This window comes from Actinoplanes derwentensis (assembly GCF_900104725.1).
In the GTDB taxonomy this organism is placed as follows: domain Bacteria; phylum Actinomycetota; class Actinomycetes; order Mycobacteriales; family Micromonosporaceae; genus Actinoplanes; species Actinoplanes derwentensis.
The window spans coordinates 3882913-3902482 of the sequence record NZ_LT629758.1; the positions used below are offsets into that span (position 1 = coordinate 3882913).

Consider the following 19570-nt stretch of genomic DNA (forward strand, 5'->3'; position numbering starts at 1 on the left):
TCTTTCAGCGGGGCACCGCCCGGAAGTAGACCTCGCGGTCGGCCGGGTCGGGGCCGCGCCGGGGCAGGACCGGCGGTTCCTCGCCGGTGATCGGCGCGTAGTGGTCGAAGTGAGCGGTCAGCACCGCCTCGCCGCCGGTCAGGTCGGGCAGCGCGGCCACCACCGCCGGGATCCGCGCCGACGGCAGGGTGCCGCCGACCTCCAGATAGCCGCCCGCGGAGGTGGTGTCGTCGATGATCGCGCCGGCCCGGCCGAGCAGCCCGGTGACCGTGTCGGCGACGTGATCCGGCAGGTTCACGTCGAACCGTTCGACCGGTTCGCACACCCGGGTCCCGGCTTCCCGCAACGCCGCGGCCACCACCACCTGACCGAGGTTGCGAAGTCGGCGGCGATCGTCGAGACCGCCTTGTTGAACTTCTGGTGGGGGCGGCTCTGCCGGGGCCAGTACTGCGACGACGTCATGGTGATCACGCAGTCGGTGACCGGCCAGCCGTGCCGGCCCTGCCGCAGCGCCGCACGCGCCCCCTCTTCGGCGGCGGCGACGAACGCCGGTGGCAGCCGCCCGGGTTCGAGACCGGGCCGGAACTCGATGCCGTGCCCTACCGGGGCGGCTTCGATCCGCAGACCTAGCCCGGCCAGGTACGGGTTGCCGCGCTCCTTGACTCGTTCGTCAGCCAGCCCGGTGCCGGTGACCCGCTCGATGCAGGCGGTCAGCGTGCCGGAGAACCGCACCTCGACGCCGTACCGTTCGGCCAGCAGTGCCGCGATCACCTCTTTCTGCACCTCGCCGTGCAACCGGATCACCGCCTCCGCCCGCATCTCGTCGAGGCGCAGGTCGACCAGCGGGTCCTCGTCGGAGAGTTCGGCGAGCCCGGCGAAGAGGGCCAGCCGCCGGGCCGGGTCGACCGGTTCGACCAGGGCCTGCCGGGTCGGTGGCGGGAAGCGGTAGAGGTGCCGTCGCGGCGGGTCGCCGATGTGCTGGCCGATCCGGGCGGACAGGCCCCGGACCGCCACGATCTGACCGGCCGACGCGGACGGGCGCACCAGCACACCACCGGGTTCGCTGACCGCGATCTGGGTGATCGTCTGCGGGCGGGCCCCGCCGATCTCCACCCGGTCGCGCACCCGCAGCTCCCCCGACCACAGCCGCACCCAGGCCCGGCGGCCGTGACCGTCGCGGTCCACGGCGAAAACCGTGCCGGTCGGTGGGCCTGCGCGGTCCACTGCGAAAACCGTGCCGGCCGGTGGGCCGGCGTTCTCGGCGCAGCGTGGCAGCAGGTCGGCCAGGACGTGGCGCAACTGGGGGACGCCGGTGCCGGTGATCGCCGACCCGGACACCACCGGGGTGAGGTCGCCACGGCGGACCGCCCGCCGGATGGCCCGGCGCACGTCACGGGTCCGGGCCTGTTCGCCGGCCAGCCAGCGCGCGGCCACCGCGTCGTCGACCTCGGCCACGTTCTCCACGACCGGTTCGGCGTCCAGCGCGAGGGCCCGCACCCGGGCCTGCCGATCGCCCTGGCCGGTGACGGTGGTGAGCATGACCGGGCGGGCACCGAGCCGTCGCCGGATCTGGGCCACCACCCGGTCCACGTCGGCGCCCCGGCGGTCCACCTTGTTCACGAAGAACATCGTGGGTACGCCGATGCGGCGCAGCGCCCGCCAGATGACGACGGTCTGCGGCTGGACACCCTCCACACCCGACACCACCAGCACGGCGGCGTCGAGAACGGCGAGCGACCGCTCGACCTCGGCGATGAAGTCCGGGTGGCCCGGGGTGTCGAGCAGGTTGACGGTGAGGTCGCCGAGGCTGATCGAGGTGACAGCGGCCCGGATGGTGATGCCCCGGCGCCGCTCGAGGTCCATCGAGTCGGTGCGGGTGGTGCCGTCGTCGACACTTCCCGGCTGGGACACCGCCCCGGCCTCGAAGAGCAGCCGCTCGGTCAGGCTGGTCTTGCCGGCGTCAACATGGGCGACGATTCCGAGGTTCAACAATGACAAAGCAGGTCTCCACGGTCAGACGGTTCGGGGTCCGGAGCGTGGAAGCTGCTCGCATGGTCTCTCCTTGACGACAGGTGACAGGTCTACGGCCCACCCTGGCACCGCATCAGCCACTCCGCCACCGATTTTGCACACCGGCGGACTCGTGTCACCGGTAGCGGCGAGAACGGCGAAGGCGGCCACCGGCGGACCTAACCTGAGTGGCATGTCGTTCGTCCCCGCCCGAGACGGCCGTAAGAACCGCAGCGCCGCCACCCGGGCTCCCGCCATCCCTGACCGGATCGAGAACCTGCACGGCCACAGCCTCGGCGTCCTCGAAGTGCCGCACCACATGGCCCCCGGACATCCGAGCCGCCGCCGGTACGAACTCGACGACCCCGCCCAGTTACGGCACGCCTACGAGCAGGTGCTGCGCGAGGCGGCGGACCCGCACGAGGTGGAGGACCTGATCAACCCGGGCATGTTGCGCCGGGTGTGGCGGGACCTGCATCTGCCGTCCCGGATCCGGGAGGCCTGGGAGACCCAGCATCCGGGCCTGCGCCGCACCGTCAACCGCACCAAACCCGGCTCCGACGACGTCATCACCCGGTCCGGGAACTCCCGGCCGGCCGCGCCCGGGTTCGCCCGCCGCAGCCGACGGCAGATCGCTCGCGCGGTTTCTTGACGCATCGACGTTCTTCGAACCTATCATTCCTTCAGGAAAGCGCATTCCTGGAGGATGACGATGAGTCTCACCGCAGTCCTGACCGCTGTGACCCTGGCCCTACTAGCACCGGGTACCCCGGCGCGGCCGATCCTGTCGACAACAGAGGCCGCGCCGTTCGTACCGGCGAACTATCTGGGTTTCTCCGGCACCTACGCCGATCCGGTGGCCGACCCCTGGCGCCCCGCCCCGATCCGCACGCCCGCCCGGCCCGGGTTCACGGTCGGGCCGCAAGGCTTTGCCACCGTGCAGGACGCCGTCGACGCCGCCTACCGGGCCGGCGGGACGGCGCGGCGCTGGATCGCGGTTCGCCCCGGCACGTACACCGGCACGGTCTTCATCCCGGAGGGCTCGCCGCCGCTGACGATCTACGGCACCGGCCGCGCCGAGGACGTGAAACTGCAGTTCACCATCGACGCGACGGTCACTCCGGCCCAGTGGGCGGCCCAGGTCAACCCGGGCGGCCGTTACGCCGAGGGCGACCCCGCGTGGCCGATGTTCCAGTCCTGCGCGACACGCACCAGCGCCACCGCCGGGCTGTGCGCCACCGTCGTCTGGGCCCGCAGCACCGATCTGCAGCTCAAGAATCTGACGATCACCAACACCCTGCTGGATACGGTGGATCGTGGCACACATCAGGCCCTGGCTCTGCGCACCGACGCGGACCGCACCCAACTGGAGGGGCTGCGGCTGATCAGCCGGCAGGACACTCTGCTGACCAACGCCGACGACGTCGCCCGGATCGCCCGGGTCTCGGTGCGTGACACCTACGTCGAAGGCGACACCGACTTCGTGTTCGGCCGGGCCGCCGCCGTCTTCACCGGCTGCACGTTCCGCCTGGTGTCCAGTCGCAAGGATTCCGGCGGAGTGATCTTCGCACCGAACACCGCACCCGGTTTCCGGTACGGGTTCCTGGTCACGCGTTCGCGCATCGTCGCCGACGACGGTTACGTCACCGCGCCGACCGGCCGTCTCGGCCGAGCCTGGGACCAGGGCGCGAGCGCCACCGGCTATCTGCCCGGCATCACTCCCAACGGCCAGCTGGTGATCCGCGACAGCTACATCGGCGCCGGTTTCGACACGCTGGCCCCCTGGGCCCCGGCGGCCACCACGGCCCGCCCGTTCAGCGCCTCGGTCGCCGAGGGCCGCGACGTGAACGACGTCGACTTCAACCGCCTCTGGGAGTACGCGAACCACGGCCCCGGGTCAGCGCTTCAGCCCTGGTGACGGCCCGGTTGATCGATGGTCGGGAGGGAGGTGCGGAGAATCGGTCATGCGGCGTCGGGTCGTCGTCCTGGGTGTGTTGCTGCTCGTCGCGGCAGGGCTCGGCGGGCTGGCCGTCCGGGGCCACGACTTCGTGATGAAGGAGCAGGCGATCACCCTGCCCGGCCCGGACGGTGTGCTCAACGGCGTGCTGGCGCTGCCCGAGAAGCAGGCCGGCCCGGTTCCGGTGGTCGTCTTCGTGCACGGGGACGGGGCGGTCGACGCCACCCGCGACGGGCAGTACCGGCCCTCGTTCGAAGCTCTCGCGAAAGCCGGCGTGGCCTCGGTGTCGTGGAACAAGCCCGGGGTGGGCGGGTCCGCCGGGAACTGGCTCGAACAGAACCAGGCCGACCGTGCCCGCGAAGTGGCCACGGTGGTGACGAACCTGCGGCAGCGGGCCGAGGCGTTCGCCGCCCGCGAGCGGGTGACGCCGGTGCTGCTGATCCTGGCCGGTCACGACCGCGACGTGGACGCCCACGAGACGGAACACGTCTACCAGGCGGTCCTGGGGAGAAGCAGCTCACTGTGCGCTGGTTCCCGGACGCCGGCCACTGGATGGTCCGCTCCGACGTGGAGGACAACCGGGTCCGGTGGTGGCTCACCGCGCTCTTCACCCCCCGCGACCTGATGCCACCCGACTATCTGGAGGCCGTGGCGGCGTTCGCGGCGAAGTCGCGGTAGGGTCGTCCCCAGCGTCGCGTGCCGGTGGCAGACCGTGTCAGGCATGGAGGCGCCGAACCGAAGGAGACCGGCGTGCTTTCGTCGCGACCTTCGTCCGCGCGTGTCTGAGCGCGAGACGACCAGGCTGGTGGCCTGGAGCCAAGAGATGCGCGGAGTGCATTCCCGTCTGCGCAAAGCCCTCCGACTCGTCCAGCAGTCCCTGGACGACGCCGAATCAGACGGCGCTGATAACGCCCTGAGTGATCTGCTGCTGTACTGCCGTGGCTTCTGCGCGGCACTCGACGGCCATCACCGGAGCGAGGACCACACCCTGTTCCCGGCGATCGCCGCCGCCCACCCGGAGCTACGCCCGGTGCTGCGAAAACTGGAACAGGACCACTCCATGATCGCCTACCTGATCGGCACCCTGGAGAACGCCGTCCGGCAGAACGTCGATCCACGGCCACACCTCGACGGACTCGGAGCGATCATGGAAAACCACTTCCGATACGAGGAACGCCAGCTCCTGACCGTCCTGGAGACCCTCGACCTGACCGCTGACCCCGCCGACGCCCTCGGCCCCCTCTAACCGACAGCGTGGTGAGTTGCGGTTCGCATCGGAGCGCAAGTCACCACGCTGCTTCGGGTGCGGGCCAGGCGTCAGGCGGTGGGCTGCCTGGCCGGGCGGGGGCGCAGGTGGCCGCGGCTGCGGGCCAGGCGCAGGAACCACCAGGCCGCGGCCAGGCTGATCAGGACGGCGAAGACGCTGGCCTCGGGGCCGAACGAGCCGCCGGTCAGGATCGCCGGGCCGTCGAAGACGCCGCGCAGCAGGCCGAGCGTGGCGTTGTCGGAGCCGGACACCTCGACGCCGAACAGGCCGCCTTCGGCGAAGTTCCAGCCCAGGTGCAGGCCGATCGGCACCCACAGGGCGCGAGTGGCTACGTAGGAGGCGGCCACCATCAGACCGGCCGCGATGATCGCCACCCCGCCGAAGATCGCGGTCGGGTCGTTGACCAGGTGCAGCAGGCCGAAGATCGCGGCGGAGACGGCGAGTGCGGTCCAGGTGCCCCGGCGGTCCTCGATCATCCGGAACAGTAGTCCGCGGAACAGCACCTCCTCGACCGTCGCCACCGCCATCATCAGGCCGAAGACCGAGAGCATGCCGCCGAACGACCCCCACCCGTCGAGGCCGAAACCGCCGAAGATCGCGATGGCCAGTACGGTCGTGGTGAACAGCCCGATACCGCCGAGGGTGCCCCGGGTCAGGGCCCGCCACCGGCCCGCGCGGGGAACGTCGTCGGGGTCCCGGTTCTCGATACGGCGGGAGGCCCACCCGTACAACCAAATGGTGGCGACCGCGGCCAGAAGGCCTGCCGCGAGTGACAGGATCGCGCTGCCCGCGACCGCACTGACGACCGCGACCACCGCGATGTCGACGATCAGGAACAGTGGCAGGAGCAGAAAGGGCCGGATCGATCTCATGGGTACGACGGTAGAAAGAAAAGCATCACCGATCGTCGCCCCGCAGTGGACATTCGGGATGGCTCGCCCGGGGGATGGTCAAGAGACCAGTCCCGTCTGATAGGCGAGGATCACCGCCTGCACCCGGTCGCGCAGCGCGAGTTTGGTGAGGATCCTCGAGACGTAGGTCTTGACCGTCTCCGGGCTGATCACCAGTCTCGCCGCGATCTCCGCGTTGGACAGGCCCTCGGCGATCAGCCGGAACACCTCGATCTCCCGCGCGGTCAGCACAGCCAGCCGCTGATCGGAACCGGACGCCGACGGCCGCACCCGGTCACCGAACCGCCCGACCAGCCCGCGGGTGACGGCCGGCGCGAGCAGCGACTCGCCTCGGGCGATCGTGCGGATGCCCTCGATCAGTTCGGCCGGTTGCGCGTCCTTGAGCAGGAAGCCGCTGGCCCCGGCCCGCAACGCCTCGTAGACGTAACCGTCCAGGTTGAACGTGGTCACCACCAGCACCCGGATCGGCTGGTCGACGCCGGGCCCGGCCAGCCGGCGGGTCGCCTCGATGCCGTCGAGCAGCGGCATCCGGATGTCCATCACCACCACGTCAGGCCGCAGGCGCAACGCCTCCCGGACGGCCGCCTCACCGTCGGACGCCTCGCCGACCACGTCCAGGTCGTCCTGCATGCCGAACACGGTCACGAACCCGGCCCGGATCAGCGCCTGGTCGTCGCAGACCAGCACCCGGATCACGCCACGCTCCCACGGGGCAGGAACGCTCGTACCGTGAAATCGCCGTCCCGTTCACCGCCGGCGTCGAACGTACCGCCGAAGACCTTGACCCTCTCCCGGAGACCGGTCAGGCCGCGACCGGGCCGCACGTCGCCGCGCAACGACCCCGCCGTCACCACCTCGATCTCGGTGCCGGTGCCGCTGTGCCGCACCCGCACCCGAGTCGGCCGCCCACGGGCGTGTTTGACCGCGTTGGTCAGGCTCTCCTGCACCACCCGGTGCACGGCGAGGCCGAGGCCACCGTCCGGGCCGGGACCGCCCTGTTCACTGAACTCGACCGGCTGACCCGCGCGGCGCATGCGGTCCACCAGGTCGGCGAGGCGGCCTCCGGCCGGTTCCGAGGACATTTCACCGCTTTCCAGTACGCCCAACAAGAGCCGCAACTCGCTGAGCGCCTCCCGCCCGGCCCCACTGACCGCGGCGACCGCCTCGCCGGCTCGCTCCGGCTGCGGCCCGATCAGGAACCCGGCGGTGTCGGCCTGCACCACCATCGCGGTCACGTGGTGAGTGACGACGTCATGCAGCTCCCGCGCGATCCGGGACCGTTCCTCAGTGATCGCCGCGCCCACACTCGCCTGTCGTTTGCGCTGCTCCTCGGCCTGTCGTGCGCGGATCCAGGCACCGGCGCCCCAGCAGGCGGCGAGGAACGCGAAGAAGGTCACGAAGTCGACCGGCTGCTCACCGGAGCCGCGCAGGTGCAGCCCCACGGCCAGTCCGGTGTAGGCGGCCGTCACGGCGGCCACCACCGTCCATCGCTGCTGGTAGGCGCCCGCGCTGTAGAGGGCGACGACAAGCGCCATGGTGGCCACGTTCGCCGGGTAGCCGAGCAGTTGGTGAACCACGTACGCGCTGCCGACGATGGCCAGGCAGACGGCCGGCCAGCGGCGGCGCAGCGCCAGCCCACCGGCTTGGAGCAACAGCAGCGTCAGGCTGAGCGGGTCGTCGGCGCGCTGATGCAGTTCGCCGATCTCCAGCCCGAGTTCCGCGACCCCGGGCACGAACGCCGCCACGATCAGCAGGACCGCTCCGGCGGCGTCCCTGATCAGCGGGTCCAGGCTTCTCCACCAACGCACGCCGGGAGCTTAATGCCGACCCGCCACCAGCCATCGCCCGGCCTTTCGGCAGCCGCCATCGAAGGAGGATGATCCTACGGTCGTCAATGATTAGGAGACTCGATGATCGACGTTTCGCTCCGCCGTCGAGCGCTGTTCACCGCCGGAGGAGCCGTCGCCGGTTCGATCGCGATCGGAGCGGCACCCGCCGCCGCTTCCCTCCCGCCCGAACCGTCCCCCGCCACCCCGCGCGCCGCACTGAAGGCGCTGCTCGACGGCAACCGCCGGTTCGTCACCGGCCGGTCCCGGCACCCGCATCAGACGGTGGCCCGGCTGCACGAGGTGGCGGCCGGGCAGCATCCGTTCGCGGTCCTGCTCGGCTGCGCGGATTCCCGGGTGTCCCCGGAACTGTTGTTCGACCAGGGCATCGGCGACCTGTTCGACGACCGGGTGGCCGGCAACATCGTCGACGACCTGCTACTGGGCAGCATGGAGTACGCGGTCGAGGAGTTCGAACCGCCGCTACTGATAGTGCTGGGCCACGAGCGCTGCGGCGCGATAGCGGCGACGTTGAGCACGATCGCGAACGGAACCACCGCCCCCGGCCACATCCAGACGATCGTGAACGCGCTGACCCCGATCGTCGAGCCGTTCGTGAACGACCCGGACGCCGTGGAGAAGGCCGTACGAGCCAACGTGCTGGCCCAGGTGGCAGCCCTGAAAGCCGGCAGCGACATCATCCGGGAGCGTGTCGAACACGGGAAACTGGCAGTCGTCGGAGCCCGCTACGACCTGGACACCGGAGTGGTGACGCCGCTGTCATAACCCCGAGAAGAGCCGCCACCAGCGTGGTGACTTCGGGTTCGATTCGCACCCGAAGTCACCACGCAACTCGCGCACCCGGCATGCGTGCCGACTTACGGCTCGCACCCTGGGAAGGGCGGGTGGTCAGCCGCCGTTGACCGGGCTGAACGGCTTCGGCAGGGTGCGGGGCACCGACGACGTGCGGGCCGTCGACAGGGTGGCCGGGACGGCCGGAAGGTTGTCGAAGAGGGTCCGGCCGATCTTGGCGTGGGCCTCGACCGCCGGGTGGGTGGCGCCGTAGTTCAGCGGCTCGCCCAGGCCCTCGGCGAACATCGCGTAGGTCAGCAGCGGCAGCCCGTCTGCGCTGAACATGATGCCGGCCTCGTGCCGGGACTCGCCGAGGGTGTTGAAGTCGGCGCCGTACTTGGTGGCGACCCGCTCGCGCTCCTTCGACGACATGACGCGGCGGACCCCGTCGTGGTAGCCGTTGAGCCAGCGGGTGATGCTCAGCAGGAAGTCACAGGACTCCGGGCTGAGCAGGGTCTTGTTGGCGAGACGCCAGAGCATGTCGTGCGTCTCGCGCGGGGTGGTGGTGCCGAGGAAGAAGCGGTTCGGGTTGGCGACCGGCTCGACCCGGGTGTGCACGAAGCCCTTGGCGGCCAGGATCTCGTTGAGTTCCAGGGCGGGCACGACCCGGCCGCACATCCGGACCGCGGTGTTGTCGGAGACCAGCAGCATCGCGGTGAGGAAGTTCGCGACGGTGATGTCGTCGCCCCACACCCGGTGCAGGTGGTAGATGCCGGAGCCGCCGAGGATGATGCCGGCGGTGAGGTCGAGCTTGGTGCCGAGGGTCAGCTCACCCCGGTCGATCTTGTCCATCACCGCGGTGGCGACGAACAGTTTCTGCACGCTGTAGCCGTAGGTGACGTGGTCGGCGTCGTCCTCGATGATCGGCGCGATCGTTCCGGTGGCGTCGATGGCCGCGATGTGCGTGTGCCACACGCCGCCGGCCTTCACCTTCTCCTTGTTGTAGACCTTGCGGATAGCGGCCGGACCGGAAAGCGCGGCCTGGGCGGGACTACTCACTCCGGCTCCGGCGACAGCTGCTGCGGCACCGATCCCGAGGGCGGCGCGGCGGGACATGCTGGTAGACAAAGCTCCCCCTATGTGGATGGACAGTCGATCTCGCGGCAACGTACACCACATCCGCACATGCAGATCGATCATTGACTTCCGTTACCGGCGGATGACAGCTTGATCATCGTCAAGTTTCCTTACGATCGATGAGGTACAGGCGTGCGCCATCGCTTACTCCGGGGGCTCGCCGTCACGGCCGCCCTCATCCTGGTCGCGCCGGTCGCTCCGGCACAGGCCGCGGCCCGGGACGTCGTCTCGGGCAACGCCCGCTTCCAGGTCCTCTCCCCCACCCTGATCCGCACCGAGTTCTCCCCCACCGGGCGGTTCACCGACGCGGACACGTTCAACGTGATCGGCCGCGACGACTTCAAGCGGACCCCCTTCACCTCCCGGGTCTCGCGCGGCTGGCTGACCATCGAGACCAGCGGGGCGACGCTGCGTTACCGGGTCGGTTCCGGTCCCTTCAACCAGGACAACTTGCTGGTACGGGTGAAGAACGTGACCGCCTCCCCCTGGACCGGTGGTCCCGTCTGCACGCCCGGCGCCCTGTGTGAGGCCGAGTCGCTCACCCTCGACGGCCCGAGCGTCGCCACCAACCACCGGGACTACACCGGGCGTGGTTTCGCGGCCGGGTTCGAGAGCACCGGTGCCTCGCTGAAGTTCGCCGTCACCGCGGCGGCCGCGGGCGCTCGGCAGCTCAGCGTCCGTTACGCGAACAGCACCGGCGGGGACGGCCAGAACGTCACCCGCACCCTGACCGTGACCGTCGACGGTGTCGCGGCCGGCACCCTGAGCCTGCCGCCGACCGCCGACTGGGACACCTGGGGCCTCGCCGCGGTGCCGCTGACCTTGAGCGCCGGCCGGCACGACGTCACCCTGGTCCGGACGGCCACCGACTCGGGCAATGTGAACGTCGACAGCCTGGCGCTTGTCGCACCGGGCGCCGGTTACCCCGCGCCGACTCCGCCGGCTGCCGTGCCCTGCGTGTTCGCAGAGCTGTGCGAGGCGGAGAAGGGGCAGTTCAGCGGTCGCGCGAAGCTCGCCGACGACCACAACGGGTATGCCGGTGAGGGCTTCCTGGCCGGGCTGGAGGGCATCGGCGACGGGACTGCGTTCACCGTGACCAGGGTGCCCGCCGACGGCGTCTACCAGGTGCAGTTGCGGTACGCGAACGGGCCGGCCGGAAGTCAGCCCCTGCAGACCCGCACCGTGACCGTGGGGACGGCCACCGCCGAGTTGCCGCCGACCAGTGGGTGGGACTTCTGGCGTACCCAATCGGTGAAGTTGACCTTGAAGGCCGGAACGAACACCGTCGCGCTGGGCTGTCCCACCGAACAGAGCTGCCACGTCAACGTGGACACGATCGCCGTGACCGCCGCCCGCTCGAAGCTTCTCGCCCCGCACGCGCCGCTCGGTGGCTACCGGCGTGGCCTGGACGGCGTCGACGGCGGTGCGCGCACCTACGCGGGGCTGCTCTACCAGGACGGATGGTCGCTGCTGGACGATTCCGGGGATCATCAGGACGGTTACGTCTTCGCCTACGGGACGGACTACCGTCGGGCGCTGCGGGAACTCTCGGTGCTGACCGGGCCGACGAAACTGCTGCCGAAGTGGGCGTACGGCGTCTGGTACTCGCAGTATTTCGACCGCACGGCCGCCGAGTTCGACAGCATCGTGGCGCGGTTCAAGAGTGAGGGTGTGCCGCTGGACGTGCTGGTGGTGGACACCGACTTCAAGGCGCCGGACAAGTGGAACGGCTGGTCGGTCGACGAGTCCCGGTTCCCGGACTGGAACGCGTTCGCCGCCAATCTGCACAAGAAGGGCATCCGCACCGGGCTGAACATCCACCCGAGCATCTCCGAGTCCGACCCGCACTACGCGAGGGCGCAGGAGATCGCCAAGGGCAAACTGAAGCCGTCCAGCCGCGGTCGCGTCTTCGACTTCGACGACCCGGACCAGCTGAAGGCCTACTTCTGGTTGCACGAGCAGATGGGTGCCGACGTCGACTTCTGGTGGCTGGACTGGTGCTGCGACGACTCCCGCGGTTCCGACGCCCGGATCAACCAGGAGTACGCCGACCGCACCGGCTTCGCCTTCTCTCGCGCCTACGGAGCGTTGCAGACCGGCGGTTACGGCAACCCCGGCCCGGTCGCCGGTGGCCCGTGGGCCGACAAGCGCACCACGCTGCACTTCACCGGTGACACCATCTCCAACTGGGAGACGCTGCGGTACACCATCGGTTACACGCCCGCCGAGTCGGCGGCGACCGGTCTGGCCGCGATCAGCCACGACATCGGCGGGCACACTCGCGGCCTGCAGGAGCCGGGCGCCGAGCCGGGTTCCACAAAACTGCCCGACGATCTGTACGCCCGGTGGGTGCAGATGGGCACGTTCCAGCCGATCGACCGGCTGCACTCCGACCACAGTGACCGTCTGCCGTGGCAGTACGGCCCGGCGGCGAACGCGTCGGCGAAGAAGTTCCTGAACCTGCGCAAGAAGCTGCAGCCCTACACGTACGCGGCGGCCGCCGAGGCCACCCGCACCGGAACACCGATCGTCCGCGCCATGTACCTGGCGTACCCGAACGAACAGGAGGCGTACGCGACGGCCGGCAGCCAGTACCTGTTCGGCCCGGACTTCCTGGTCGCCCCGGTGACCACCCCGGGCACCACCGCGTCCACCACGGTGTGGTTCCCGCGCGGCAACACCTGGGTCGACTACTTCACCGGCAAGCGCTACAAGGGCGGCACCACCGCCACGGTCACCACGACCCTGGACACCATGCCGGTCTTCGTCCGGTCACCCGGACGCTGATCATCGCGCACTCCACTCTCCCCGGTCATTCACCACCGGGGAGAGTGGGCCGCAGCCGGGCTCCGGCGCTGTCCATGTGGCGGCTCATCGCCTGGGCGGCCGCCTCGGGATCGCGGGCTCGCACACCCTCCAGGATGGCCCGGTGCTCGGCGATCGTGATCTTGGCGTGGTCGGCGTCGTTCAGGGCGCGCTCGACCCAGACCCGAATCAGCGAGCGGACACTCTGGAGGATGTCCCGTAGCAGCTCGTTACCCGCGATGACGGCGAGTTCCTGATGGAACAGCATGTCCGCGGTGACGAAATGGTGGAAGTCGCCGAGGCTGTGCTCCATCGTGTCCAGATGGTCGGCCAGCCGGCGCAGCGAGCCGTCGGTGACGTTCCCGGCGGCTAGACGGGCGGCCTGGGTCTCCAGACCGTGCCGGACCTCGATCAGTTCGCGGGTCTTGTCCGCGTGCAGCAGGATGCCCCAGGACAGGGTCTGCGGCAGCAGCTCTGACGTGCTGCCGCGCAGGTAGGTGCCGGAGCCGGGGCGGACCTCGACGATGCCGAGGATCTCCAGAGCGGCCAGCGCCTCCCGCACCGCGGACCGGCCGACGCCCATCAGGGTGGACAGCTGACGCTCGGCAGGCAACCGATCACCTTCGGCCACGGCCCCGCTGTGAATGTAATCCAGCAGGCGGCGGGCCACCTCGGCCATCGCGGTCGGGCTCTTGATCGTGCCGCCGAGCGCGGCACTCAGCTCGGCGTCGAAAGCCGGGGGCGTCACCATGCGCTGAGCATACCAACTGGTCAACCAAAAAATTGGTCAACCGGTTGACAGGTGCGATGCAAATCATGACGATGGCGTTACCGCTTCGTTCCACCAGGAGTCATGTCATGTAAGGAGTTCCTCTTGACCAGCACGTCGACCGCCTCATCGGCGCCGTCCGCAGTCGAGAAATCAGCGATCCGCAAGGTCGCTGTTCGCCTGGTCCCCTTCGTTGCACTCATGTTCTTCATCAATTACCTCGACCGCACCGCGATCGGGTTCGCAGCACCCAACGGGATGAACGACGACCTGGCCCTCACGGCAGCTCAGTACGGTTTCGCCTCGGGTGTCTTCTTCATCGGCTACATCCTGCTGGAGGTCCCCAGCAACCTCGCGCTGCACAAGTTCGGGGCCCGGCGCTGGCTCGCCCGGATCATGGTCACCTGGGGCATCGTCGCGGTGCTGTTCACCTGGGTCGGGTCGTTCACCCAGCTGAGCTGGCTACGCTTCCTGCTCGGTGTGGCCGAGGCCGGCTTCTTCCCCGGCGCGATCCTGTTCCTCAGCCTCTGGGTCCCGGCCCGCTACCGCAGCCGGATCCTCGGCCTGTTCTACCTGGCACAGCCGCTCACCAGCGTGATCGGCGCACCGCTGGCCGGCTGGCTGATGAGCCACGACGGCGCCTTCTTCGGCCTCGAGGGCTGGCGCTTCATGTTCCTCGGCGTCGGCCTGCCGGCCATCGTCATCGGCGTGGTCGCCTGGTTCTACCTGGCCGACTCCCCCAAGCAGGCCAAGTGGCTCACCCCCGCCGAGCAGGAGTGGCTGACCACCGAACTGGCCGTCGAAGCCAGGAGCAAGGGCGCCGACGACACCGGCGGACACGGCCTCGCCGGGCTGAAGGCCGCGTTCAGCAGCGGCCGGGTCTGGACTCTCAGCTTCATCTACTTCGGCTTCATCTACGGCCTCTACACCCTCGCGTTCTTCCTGCCGACGATCATCGCGGACTTCCAGGAACAGTTCGGCGTGAAGTTCGACCTGATCGACAAGGGCCTGATCACCGCCATCCCGTACGTCCCGGCGGCGATCGCGCTCTACCTGGCCACCCGGCACGCCACCAAACACGGGGTCAAGCCCGGCCACATCGCCATCCCGGCAGCCGTCGGCGCGGTCAGCATCCCGCTCGCGCTGTTCGCCGGCTCGCCGACCCTGACCATCGCGGTCCTCGCGATCACCGCCTGCTCGATCTTCGCCGCTCTGCCCAACTTCTGGACCGTGCCCACGCAGTTCCTCGCGGGTGCCGCCGCGGCGGCCGGTATCGCCCTGATCAACACGATGGGCAACCTGGCCGGTTTCGCCGCCCCGTACATCACCGGCGAACTGGCCGACCTCAACGGCGGCGACTACAAGGTGGCGTTCTTCGTCGTCGGCGCGTTCATGCTGCTCAGTTCGGTGCTGATGGTGGCGCTGAGCCGCCGGGGCCGGATCGCCGCCGACGACCAGGCCCCGGTTCCGGCCGGGCACTGAACCCACTCCCCCTGGAAGGACCGTAATGACCCGTCTGTTCAACGACCCCGCGGCGTTCGCCGACGAGATGACCGAAGGCTTCGTGGCCGCCAACGGCCGCTGGGTGCGGCACACCTCCGGTGGAGTGGTCCGCAGCACGGCCACCCCGCCCGGCACCGTCGCGGTGGTCGTGGGCGGCGGGTCCGGGCACTACCCGGCCTTCGCCGGCCTGGTCGGCCAGGGCCTGGCCAGCGCCGCCGTGATCGGCAACGTGTTCGCTTCACCGTCGGCGCAGCAGGTCACCGCGGTCAGTAAGGCCGCCGACCACGGGGGCGGCGTTCTGCTGGCGTACGGAAACTACGCCGGCGACTGCCTCAACTTCGACGCCGCGCAGGAACGCCTGCGCGGCGCCGGGATCCGGGTGGAGACCGTCCGGGTCACCGACGACATCTTCAGCGCCCCCGACGCCGAACGGCACAAACGCCGTGGCATCGCCGGTGACCTGGTCGTCTTCAAGGTCGCCGGAGCGGCCGCCGACGAAGGGATGCCCCTGGAGGTGGTGTCCGCGCTGGCGAACCGGGCCAACGACCGCACCCGCAGCATGGGCGTGGCGTTCTCCGGGTGCACGCTGCCCGGCGCCGGCACCCCGCTGTTCACCGTGCCCGACGGCAAGATGGCGATCGGCCTGGGCATCCACGGCGAACCCGGATTCGCCGAGGCCGACCTGCCGACCGCCGACGAACTGGCCACCCTGCTCGTCGAGCGGCTGCTGACCGAACTGCCCGACGGTGTCGTGACGGCGTCCGGCGCCCGGGTGGCCGTCCTGCTCAACGGGCTCGGCTCGGTCAAACAGGAAGAACTGTTCGTGGTGTACCGCCGGGTGAACCACCTGCTCGGCGCGGCCGGCCTGACCGTAGTGGCGCCCGAAGTCGGCGAACTGTGCACCAGCTTCGACATGGCCGGTGTCTCGCTGACCCTGACCTGGCTGGACGACGACCTGGAACGGCTCTGGACCGCACCCGCCGACACTCCGGCCTTCCACCGGGGCGCGATCCACTCGACCGTCGCGGACACGACCGAGACGCTCTCCGAACTCGCCGCCGAACTACCCCAGGGCAGCCCCGCCTCGCAGGCGGCGGCCGCCCGTGTCGTCGCGGTCCTGACCGCCGCCCGGGACGTCGTCGACGCCAACGTCGACGACCTCGGCCGCATCGACGCGGTAGCCGGCGACGGTGACCACGGCATCGGCATGCAACGCGGCATCAAAGCCGCGGTCGACGCGGCAGCGGACGCCCAGCGGCGACGGGCCGGTGCCGGAACCGTCCTGATCGAAGCAGCCGACGCCTGGTCCGACCGGGCCGGCGGCACCTCCGGCGCGCTCTGGGGCATCGCCCTGCGGCGCATCGGCCAGGCCCTCGGCGACCAGGACCACCCCACGCCTGAGGTGATGGCCGCGGCGGTCCGCGCGGCCCGCGACGGCATCTGCGACATCGGCGGCGCTCAGCTCGGCGACAAGACCATGGTCGACGTGCTGATCCCGCTCGACGAATCCTTCGCCGCGGCAGTCGCCGACGGCGCGTCCGTGACCGGCGCCTGGGGTGTCGCCGCGGACGCCGCCGAGAGGGCGGCCGAAGCCACGAAGAACCTGCTTCCGCGGATGGGCCGGGCCCGGCCCCACGCGGAGAAGAGCCTGGGCACCCCCGACGCCGGCGCGGTCTCGATGAGCCTGATCGCCCGCACCGTGCACACCGTGCTCAGCACCCCTGCGACAACGACCGGAGAGTGAGCACCCCGATGAGCAAGTTTCGTATCGTAGTCGGCGCCGACGAGGCGGGCTTCGCCTACAAGGAGGCCCTCAAGGCGGACCTGGCCGCGAACGACCTCGTGGAGACCGTGGTCGACGTGGCCGACACGCCGGATCACTCGTACCCGAGCGTGGCGATCGCCGCCGCCGAGATGGTCGCCGCCGGTAAGGCCGACCGGGCGCTGCTGGTCTGCGGCACCGGACTGGGCGTGGCGATCGCGGCCAACAAGGTGGCCGGCATCCGGGCCGTCACCGCACACGACAGCTTCTCGGTCGAACGCTCGATCCTGTCGAACAACGCCCAGGTGCTCACGTTCGGGCAGCGTGTCGTCGGCCTGGAACTGGCCCGCCGGCTGGCCCGCGAGTGGCTGACCTACACCTTCGACGAGACCTCGGCCTCGGCCGGCAAGGTCGCGCTCATCGAGAAGTACGAGTGCGCATGACCCGGACTCTCGGTGTCAGCCTGAAGATGTACTTCGGGTACGACCAGACACTGCGCTGGTCCCGCACGGTCGCCGACCTGCTCGGCAACCACCCGGCCCTGGTCGCGGGCGACGTACGGCTGTTCCTGCTCCCGTCGTTCCCGGCCCTTCCAGCAGTTGCCGGCATCCTGCGCGGCACGCCGATCACGGCGGGCGCGCAGAACCTGGCCGCCGCCGACAGCGGCGCGTGGACCGGTGAGGTCAGTGGCGTCTTCCTGCGCGAGGCCGGCGCCCGCTACGTCGAGGTCGGTCACGCCGAACGGCGCACCCACTTCGGCGAGACCGAGGAGGTGGTGGCCGACAAGACCGCCGCCGCCCTGCGCGCCGGGCTGACCCCGGTGCTCTGCCTCGGTGAGCGGGATCGGATGCCGGTCGCCCAGGCCGTCACCGAGTGCCGTCGTCAGCTCATCGACGCACTGCAGACCAGCCGGCGGTTCGGTCTCGGCGGTTCGCTGATCCTCGCCTACGAGCCGTTCTGGGCGATCGGCGCTGCGCAACCCGCGTCGGACGAGCACATCACGGGGGTGTGCACGGCCCTGCGGGACACGGTGGCGCAGGAGTCGGCGCACCCGGACAGCTCGGTCATCTACGGCGGCAGCGCGGGACCGGGCCTGGCCACCCGCCTGGGCGGCGGCGTCGACGGGCTGTTCCTGGGACGGTTCGCCCACGACCCGGAGGCCCTGGTCAAGGTGGTCGAGGAGACGGCGGCCCGGGCATGACGATCGGGCTGAGCACGTACGCGTTCTTCTGGCAGTGGCACTCGACCGCCCCTGATCCGATCAGCCTGGACACGATGCTGGAGCGGACCGCGGCACTCGGCGTGGAACTGTTCCAGATCTGCGACTACCCGTTGATCGAGGAAGCCGACTTGGCCTCGGTCAAACGTACGGCCGATGGCCTGGGAATTGCTCTTGAGCTGGGAACGCGGGGCCTCTCACCGGAACATCTCCAGAGATATCTGGACATCGCGCAGCGGCTGGACGTCACCGTGGTCCGCAGCATGTTCAACACGGTCGGTCACCGGCCGAGCTTGGACGAGGCGATCGACCTGCTCGGCGCGGCGATTCCGGACTACGAGCGGGCCGGCGTGACAGTGGCGCTGGAGACCTACGAGCAGGTCCCGACGCCGACCGTGGTCGCCGCCGTCGAAGCCGTCGGATCGGCGAACCTGGGCATCTGCCTGGACCCGGCGAACAGTGTCGCCGCGCTGGAGCATCCGCGGGACACCATCGAGCGCACCAGAAATCACGTCAAGAACATCCACGTCAAGGACTTCTCCTTCACCCGTAGGAACGGCTGGGTCGGCTTCACGCTGGCCGGCTGCCCGCTGGGCGAAGGGCTCCTCGACTACGACCACATGATCGACGCGGTCCGCCCGGCGGACGGCGTCAACCAGATCATCGAGCACTGGGTGCCCTGGCAGGGCGACCCGGAGACCACGAGTCAGCTCGAGAACCGCTGGACCGACCACAACCTGGACTACCTGAGGAGCCGGAAATGAAGCTGACCATCGCTGTAGTGGGTGCCGGCGGCAAGATGGGCATGCGCGTGTCCAACAACCTGATGCGCAGCGAGCACACCGTCTTCTACGCGGAGAACTCCCCCGCCGGCCAACAGCGCACCGTCGACGCCGGCCGGGTCGTCACCGCGACCGACGAGGCCGTCAAGGACGCCGACGTGGTCATCCTGTCGGTGCCGGACATCGCGCTCGGCCCGGTCTCCGCCGCGGTCGTGCCGCAGCTTCGGCCCGGTGCGATCGTGCTGACCCTGGACCCGGCGGCCGCGTACGCGAACCTGCTGTTCCAGCGCGAGGACGTGGAGTACGCGGTGGCCCACCCTTGTCACCCGTCGGTCTTCCTGCAGCGCAAGACCAAGGCGGAGCTGGAGGACACCTTCGGTGGCATCGCCGCGCCGCAGGACGTGGTGGCCGCGCTGGAGTCCGGCTCCACGGAAGTCCAGCAGACGGCCGAAACGGTCATCAAGCTGATGTACGCGCCGGTCCTGGACGTGCACTGGGTGACCGTCAAGCAGCTCGCCTACCTGGAGCCGACCCTGGTCGAGGTGGTGGCCTGCATGATCGGTTCGCTGCTGAACGAGGCTCTGCGGGAGACCGTCGACACCGTCGGCGTGCCGGAGCCGGCCGCCCGCGCCATGCTGATGGGTCACGTGCAGGTGGCGCTGGCCAACGGCCTGCGCGGCGACAACCCGTTCTCGGACGCCTGCCTGATCGCGATGGACTACGGCCGCGACAAGATCATCAAGGACGACTGGAAGTCCATCTTCAACGACGCCGAGCTGGACAGCGTCCTCAAGAAGATGCTGCACCTGGACCACATCGACCGCTGATCT

At 69.9% G+C, this 19570-nt stretch carries 19 protein-coding genes; 12 read left to right on the top strand and 7 right to left on the bottom strand.

The genetic code is table 11. The features are described 5' to 3' along the window. Positions 1 to 4: 4 nt before the first annotated feature. On the bottom strand, positions 5 to 298 hold the full coding sequence (locus tag BLU81_RS50705) for a hypothetical protein (RefSeq protein WP_231954601.1): 294 nt from the start codon (positions 296 to 298) through the stop codon (positions 5 to 7). After that, positions 295 to 1998: an elongation factor G gene (locus BLU81_RS17190; protein WP_231954603.1), complete on the bottom strand. Its 1704-nt coding sequence runs from the start codon at positions 1996 to 1998 to the stop codon at positions 295 to 297. Before BLU81_RS17190 ends, BLU81_RS50705 begins: the two co-directional genes overlap by 4 nt. Positions 1999 to 2203: 205 nt before the next feature. Between BLU81_RS17190 and BLU81_RS17195 the strand changes: the two genes are divergently transcribed. From BLU81_RS17195 to BLU81_RS17210, 4 genes are all read left to right on the top strand, one after another. Next, positions 2204 to 2662 carry a hypothetical protein gene (locus BLU81_RS17195; protein WP_092545601.1) on the top strand — a complete coding sequence of 153 codons (459 nt, stop codon included), beginning with the start codon at positions 2204 to 2206 and terminating at the stop codon, positions 2660 to 2662. A 3-nt stretch (positions 2663 to 2665) separates the two neighbouring features. Beyond that, positions 2666 to 3928 (top strand): putative acyl-CoA thioester hydrolase, encoded by a 1263-nt coding sequence (locus BLU81_RS17200; protein ID WP_269461106.1) that lies wholly within the window; start codon positions 2666 to 2668, stop codon positions 3926 to 3928. Positions 3929 to 3974: 46 nt separating this feature from the next. Further along, a complete protein-coding gene (locus tag BLU81_RS17205) occupies positions 3975 to 4592 on the top strand; it encodes an alpha/beta hydrolase family protein (RefSeq protein ID WP_092545603.1) in 618 nt (205 codons plus the stop codon). Positions 4593 to 4790: 198 nt separating this feature from the next. Next, positions 4791 to 5213: a hemerythrin domain-containing protein gene (locus tag BLU81_RS17210; RefSeq protein WP_231954607.1), complete on the top strand. Its 423-nt coding sequence runs from the start codon at positions 4791 to 4793 to the stop codon at positions 5211 to 5213. A 71-nt stretch (positions 5214 to 5284) separates the two neighbouring features. On the opposite strand, the gene BLU81_RS17215 is transcribed toward BLU81_RS17210, so the two are convergent. The 3 genes from BLU81_RS17215 to BLU81_RS17225 form a co-directional block, all read right to left on the bottom strand. After that, positions 5285 to 6106, bottom strand: coding sequence for a CPBP family intramembrane glutamic endopeptidase (locus BLU81_RS17215; RefSeq protein ID WP_092545605.1), 822 nt, complete (start codon positions 6104 to 6106; stop codon positions 5285 to 5287). A gap of 78 nt (positions 6107 to 6184) precedes the next feature. Next, entirely contained in the window at positions 6185 to 6841 is a 657-nt protein-coding gene (locus BLU81_RS17220; RefSeq protein ID WP_197686261.1) for a response regulator, read from the bottom strand. Further along, positions 6838 to 7953: a sensor histidine kinase gene (locus BLU81_RS17225; RefSeq protein ID WP_092545606.1), complete on the bottom strand. Its 1116-nt coding sequence runs from the start codon at positions 7951 to 7953 to the stop codon at positions 6838 to 6840. Before BLU81_RS17225 ends, BLU81_RS17220 begins: the two co-directional genes overlap by 4 nt. A 102-nt stretch (positions 7954 to 8055) precedes the next feature. On the opposite strand from BLU81_RS17225, the gene BLU81_RS17230 reads away from it, so the two are divergent. Further along, complete coding sequence (locus BLU81_RS17230; RefSeq protein ID WP_092545607.1) at positions 8056 to 8757, top strand: carbonic anhydrase; 702 nt, start codon at positions 8056 to 8058, stop codon at positions 8755 to 8757. Positions 8758 to 8880: 123 nt separating this feature from the next. Here BLU81_RS17230 and BLU81_RS17235 read toward each other — a convergent pair whose 3' ends face one another. Beyond that, positions 8881 to 9891, bottom strand: a complete 1011-nt coding sequence (locus BLU81_RS17235; RefSeq protein WP_092545608.1) for a serine hydrolase — start codon at positions 9889 to 9891, stop codon at positions 8881 to 8883. A 141-nt stretch (positions 9892 to 10032) separates the two neighbouring features. Between BLU81_RS17235 and BLU81_RS17240 the strand changes: the two genes are divergently transcribed. Continuing rightward, positions 10033 to 12687 carry a TIM-barrel domain-containing protein gene (locus tag BLU81_RS17240; RefSeq protein ID WP_092545609.1) on the top strand — a complete coding sequence of 885 codons (2655 nt, stop codon included), beginning with the start codon at positions 10033 to 10035 and terminating at the stop codon, positions 12685 to 12687. Positions 12688 to 12712: 25 nt separating this feature from the next. Here BLU81_RS17240 and BLU81_RS17245 read toward each other — a convergent pair whose 3' ends face one another. After that, entirely contained in the window at positions 12713 to 13456 is a 744-nt protein-coding gene (locus tag BLU81_RS17245) for a FadR/GntR family transcriptional regulator (RefSeq protein ID WP_197686262.1), read from the bottom strand. A gap of 123 nt (positions 13457 to 13579) precedes the next feature. Between BLU81_RS17245 and BLU81_RS17250 the strand changes: the two genes are divergently transcribed. The 6 genes from BLU81_RS17250 to BLU81_RS17275 are packed head-to-tail and all read left to right on the top strand — an operon-like array spanning position 13580 to position 19567. After that, positions 13580 to 14956: an MFS transporter gene (locus BLU81_RS17250; RefSeq protein ID WP_231954608.1), complete on the top strand. Its 1377-nt coding sequence runs from the start codon at positions 13580 to 13582 to the stop codon at positions 14954 to 14956. Between the two features lie 25 nt (positions 14957 to 14981). After that, entirely contained in the window at positions 14982 to 16721 is a 1740-nt protein-coding gene (locus BLU81_RS17255; RefSeq protein ID WP_092545611.1) for a dihydroxyacetone kinase family protein, read from the top strand. Positions 16722 to 16729: 8 nt separating this feature from the next. Further along, on the top strand, positions 16730 to 17182 hold the full coding sequence (locus BLU81_RS17260) for a ribose-5-phosphate isomerase (RefSeq protein ID WP_092557226.1): 453 nt from the start codon (positions 16730 to 16732) through the stop codon (positions 17180 to 17182). After that, positions 17179 to 17940, top strand: a complete 762-nt coding sequence (locus BLU81_RS17265; protein WP_157751650.1) for a triose-phosphate isomerase family protein — start codon at positions 17179 to 17181, stop codon at positions 17938 to 17940. The genes BLU81_RS17260 and BLU81_RS17265 overlap by 4 nt, the downstream gene beginning before the upstream one ends. After that, entirely contained in the window at positions 17937 to 18722 is a 786-nt protein-coding gene (locus BLU81_RS17270) for a sugar phosphate isomerase/epimerase family protein (protein ID WP_092545612.1), read from the top strand. The genes BLU81_RS17265 and BLU81_RS17270 overlap by 4 nt, the downstream gene beginning before the upstream one ends. Then, positions 18719 to 19567, top strand: coding sequence for a phosphogluconate dehydrogenase C-terminal domain-containing protein (locus tag BLU81_RS17275; RefSeq protein WP_092545613.1), 849 nt, complete (start codon positions 18719 to 18721; stop codon positions 19565 to 19567). The genes BLU81_RS17270 and BLU81_RS17275 overlap by 4 nt, the downstream gene beginning before the upstream one ends. The last annotated feature ends 3 nt before the right edge of the window (positions 19568 to 19570 follow it).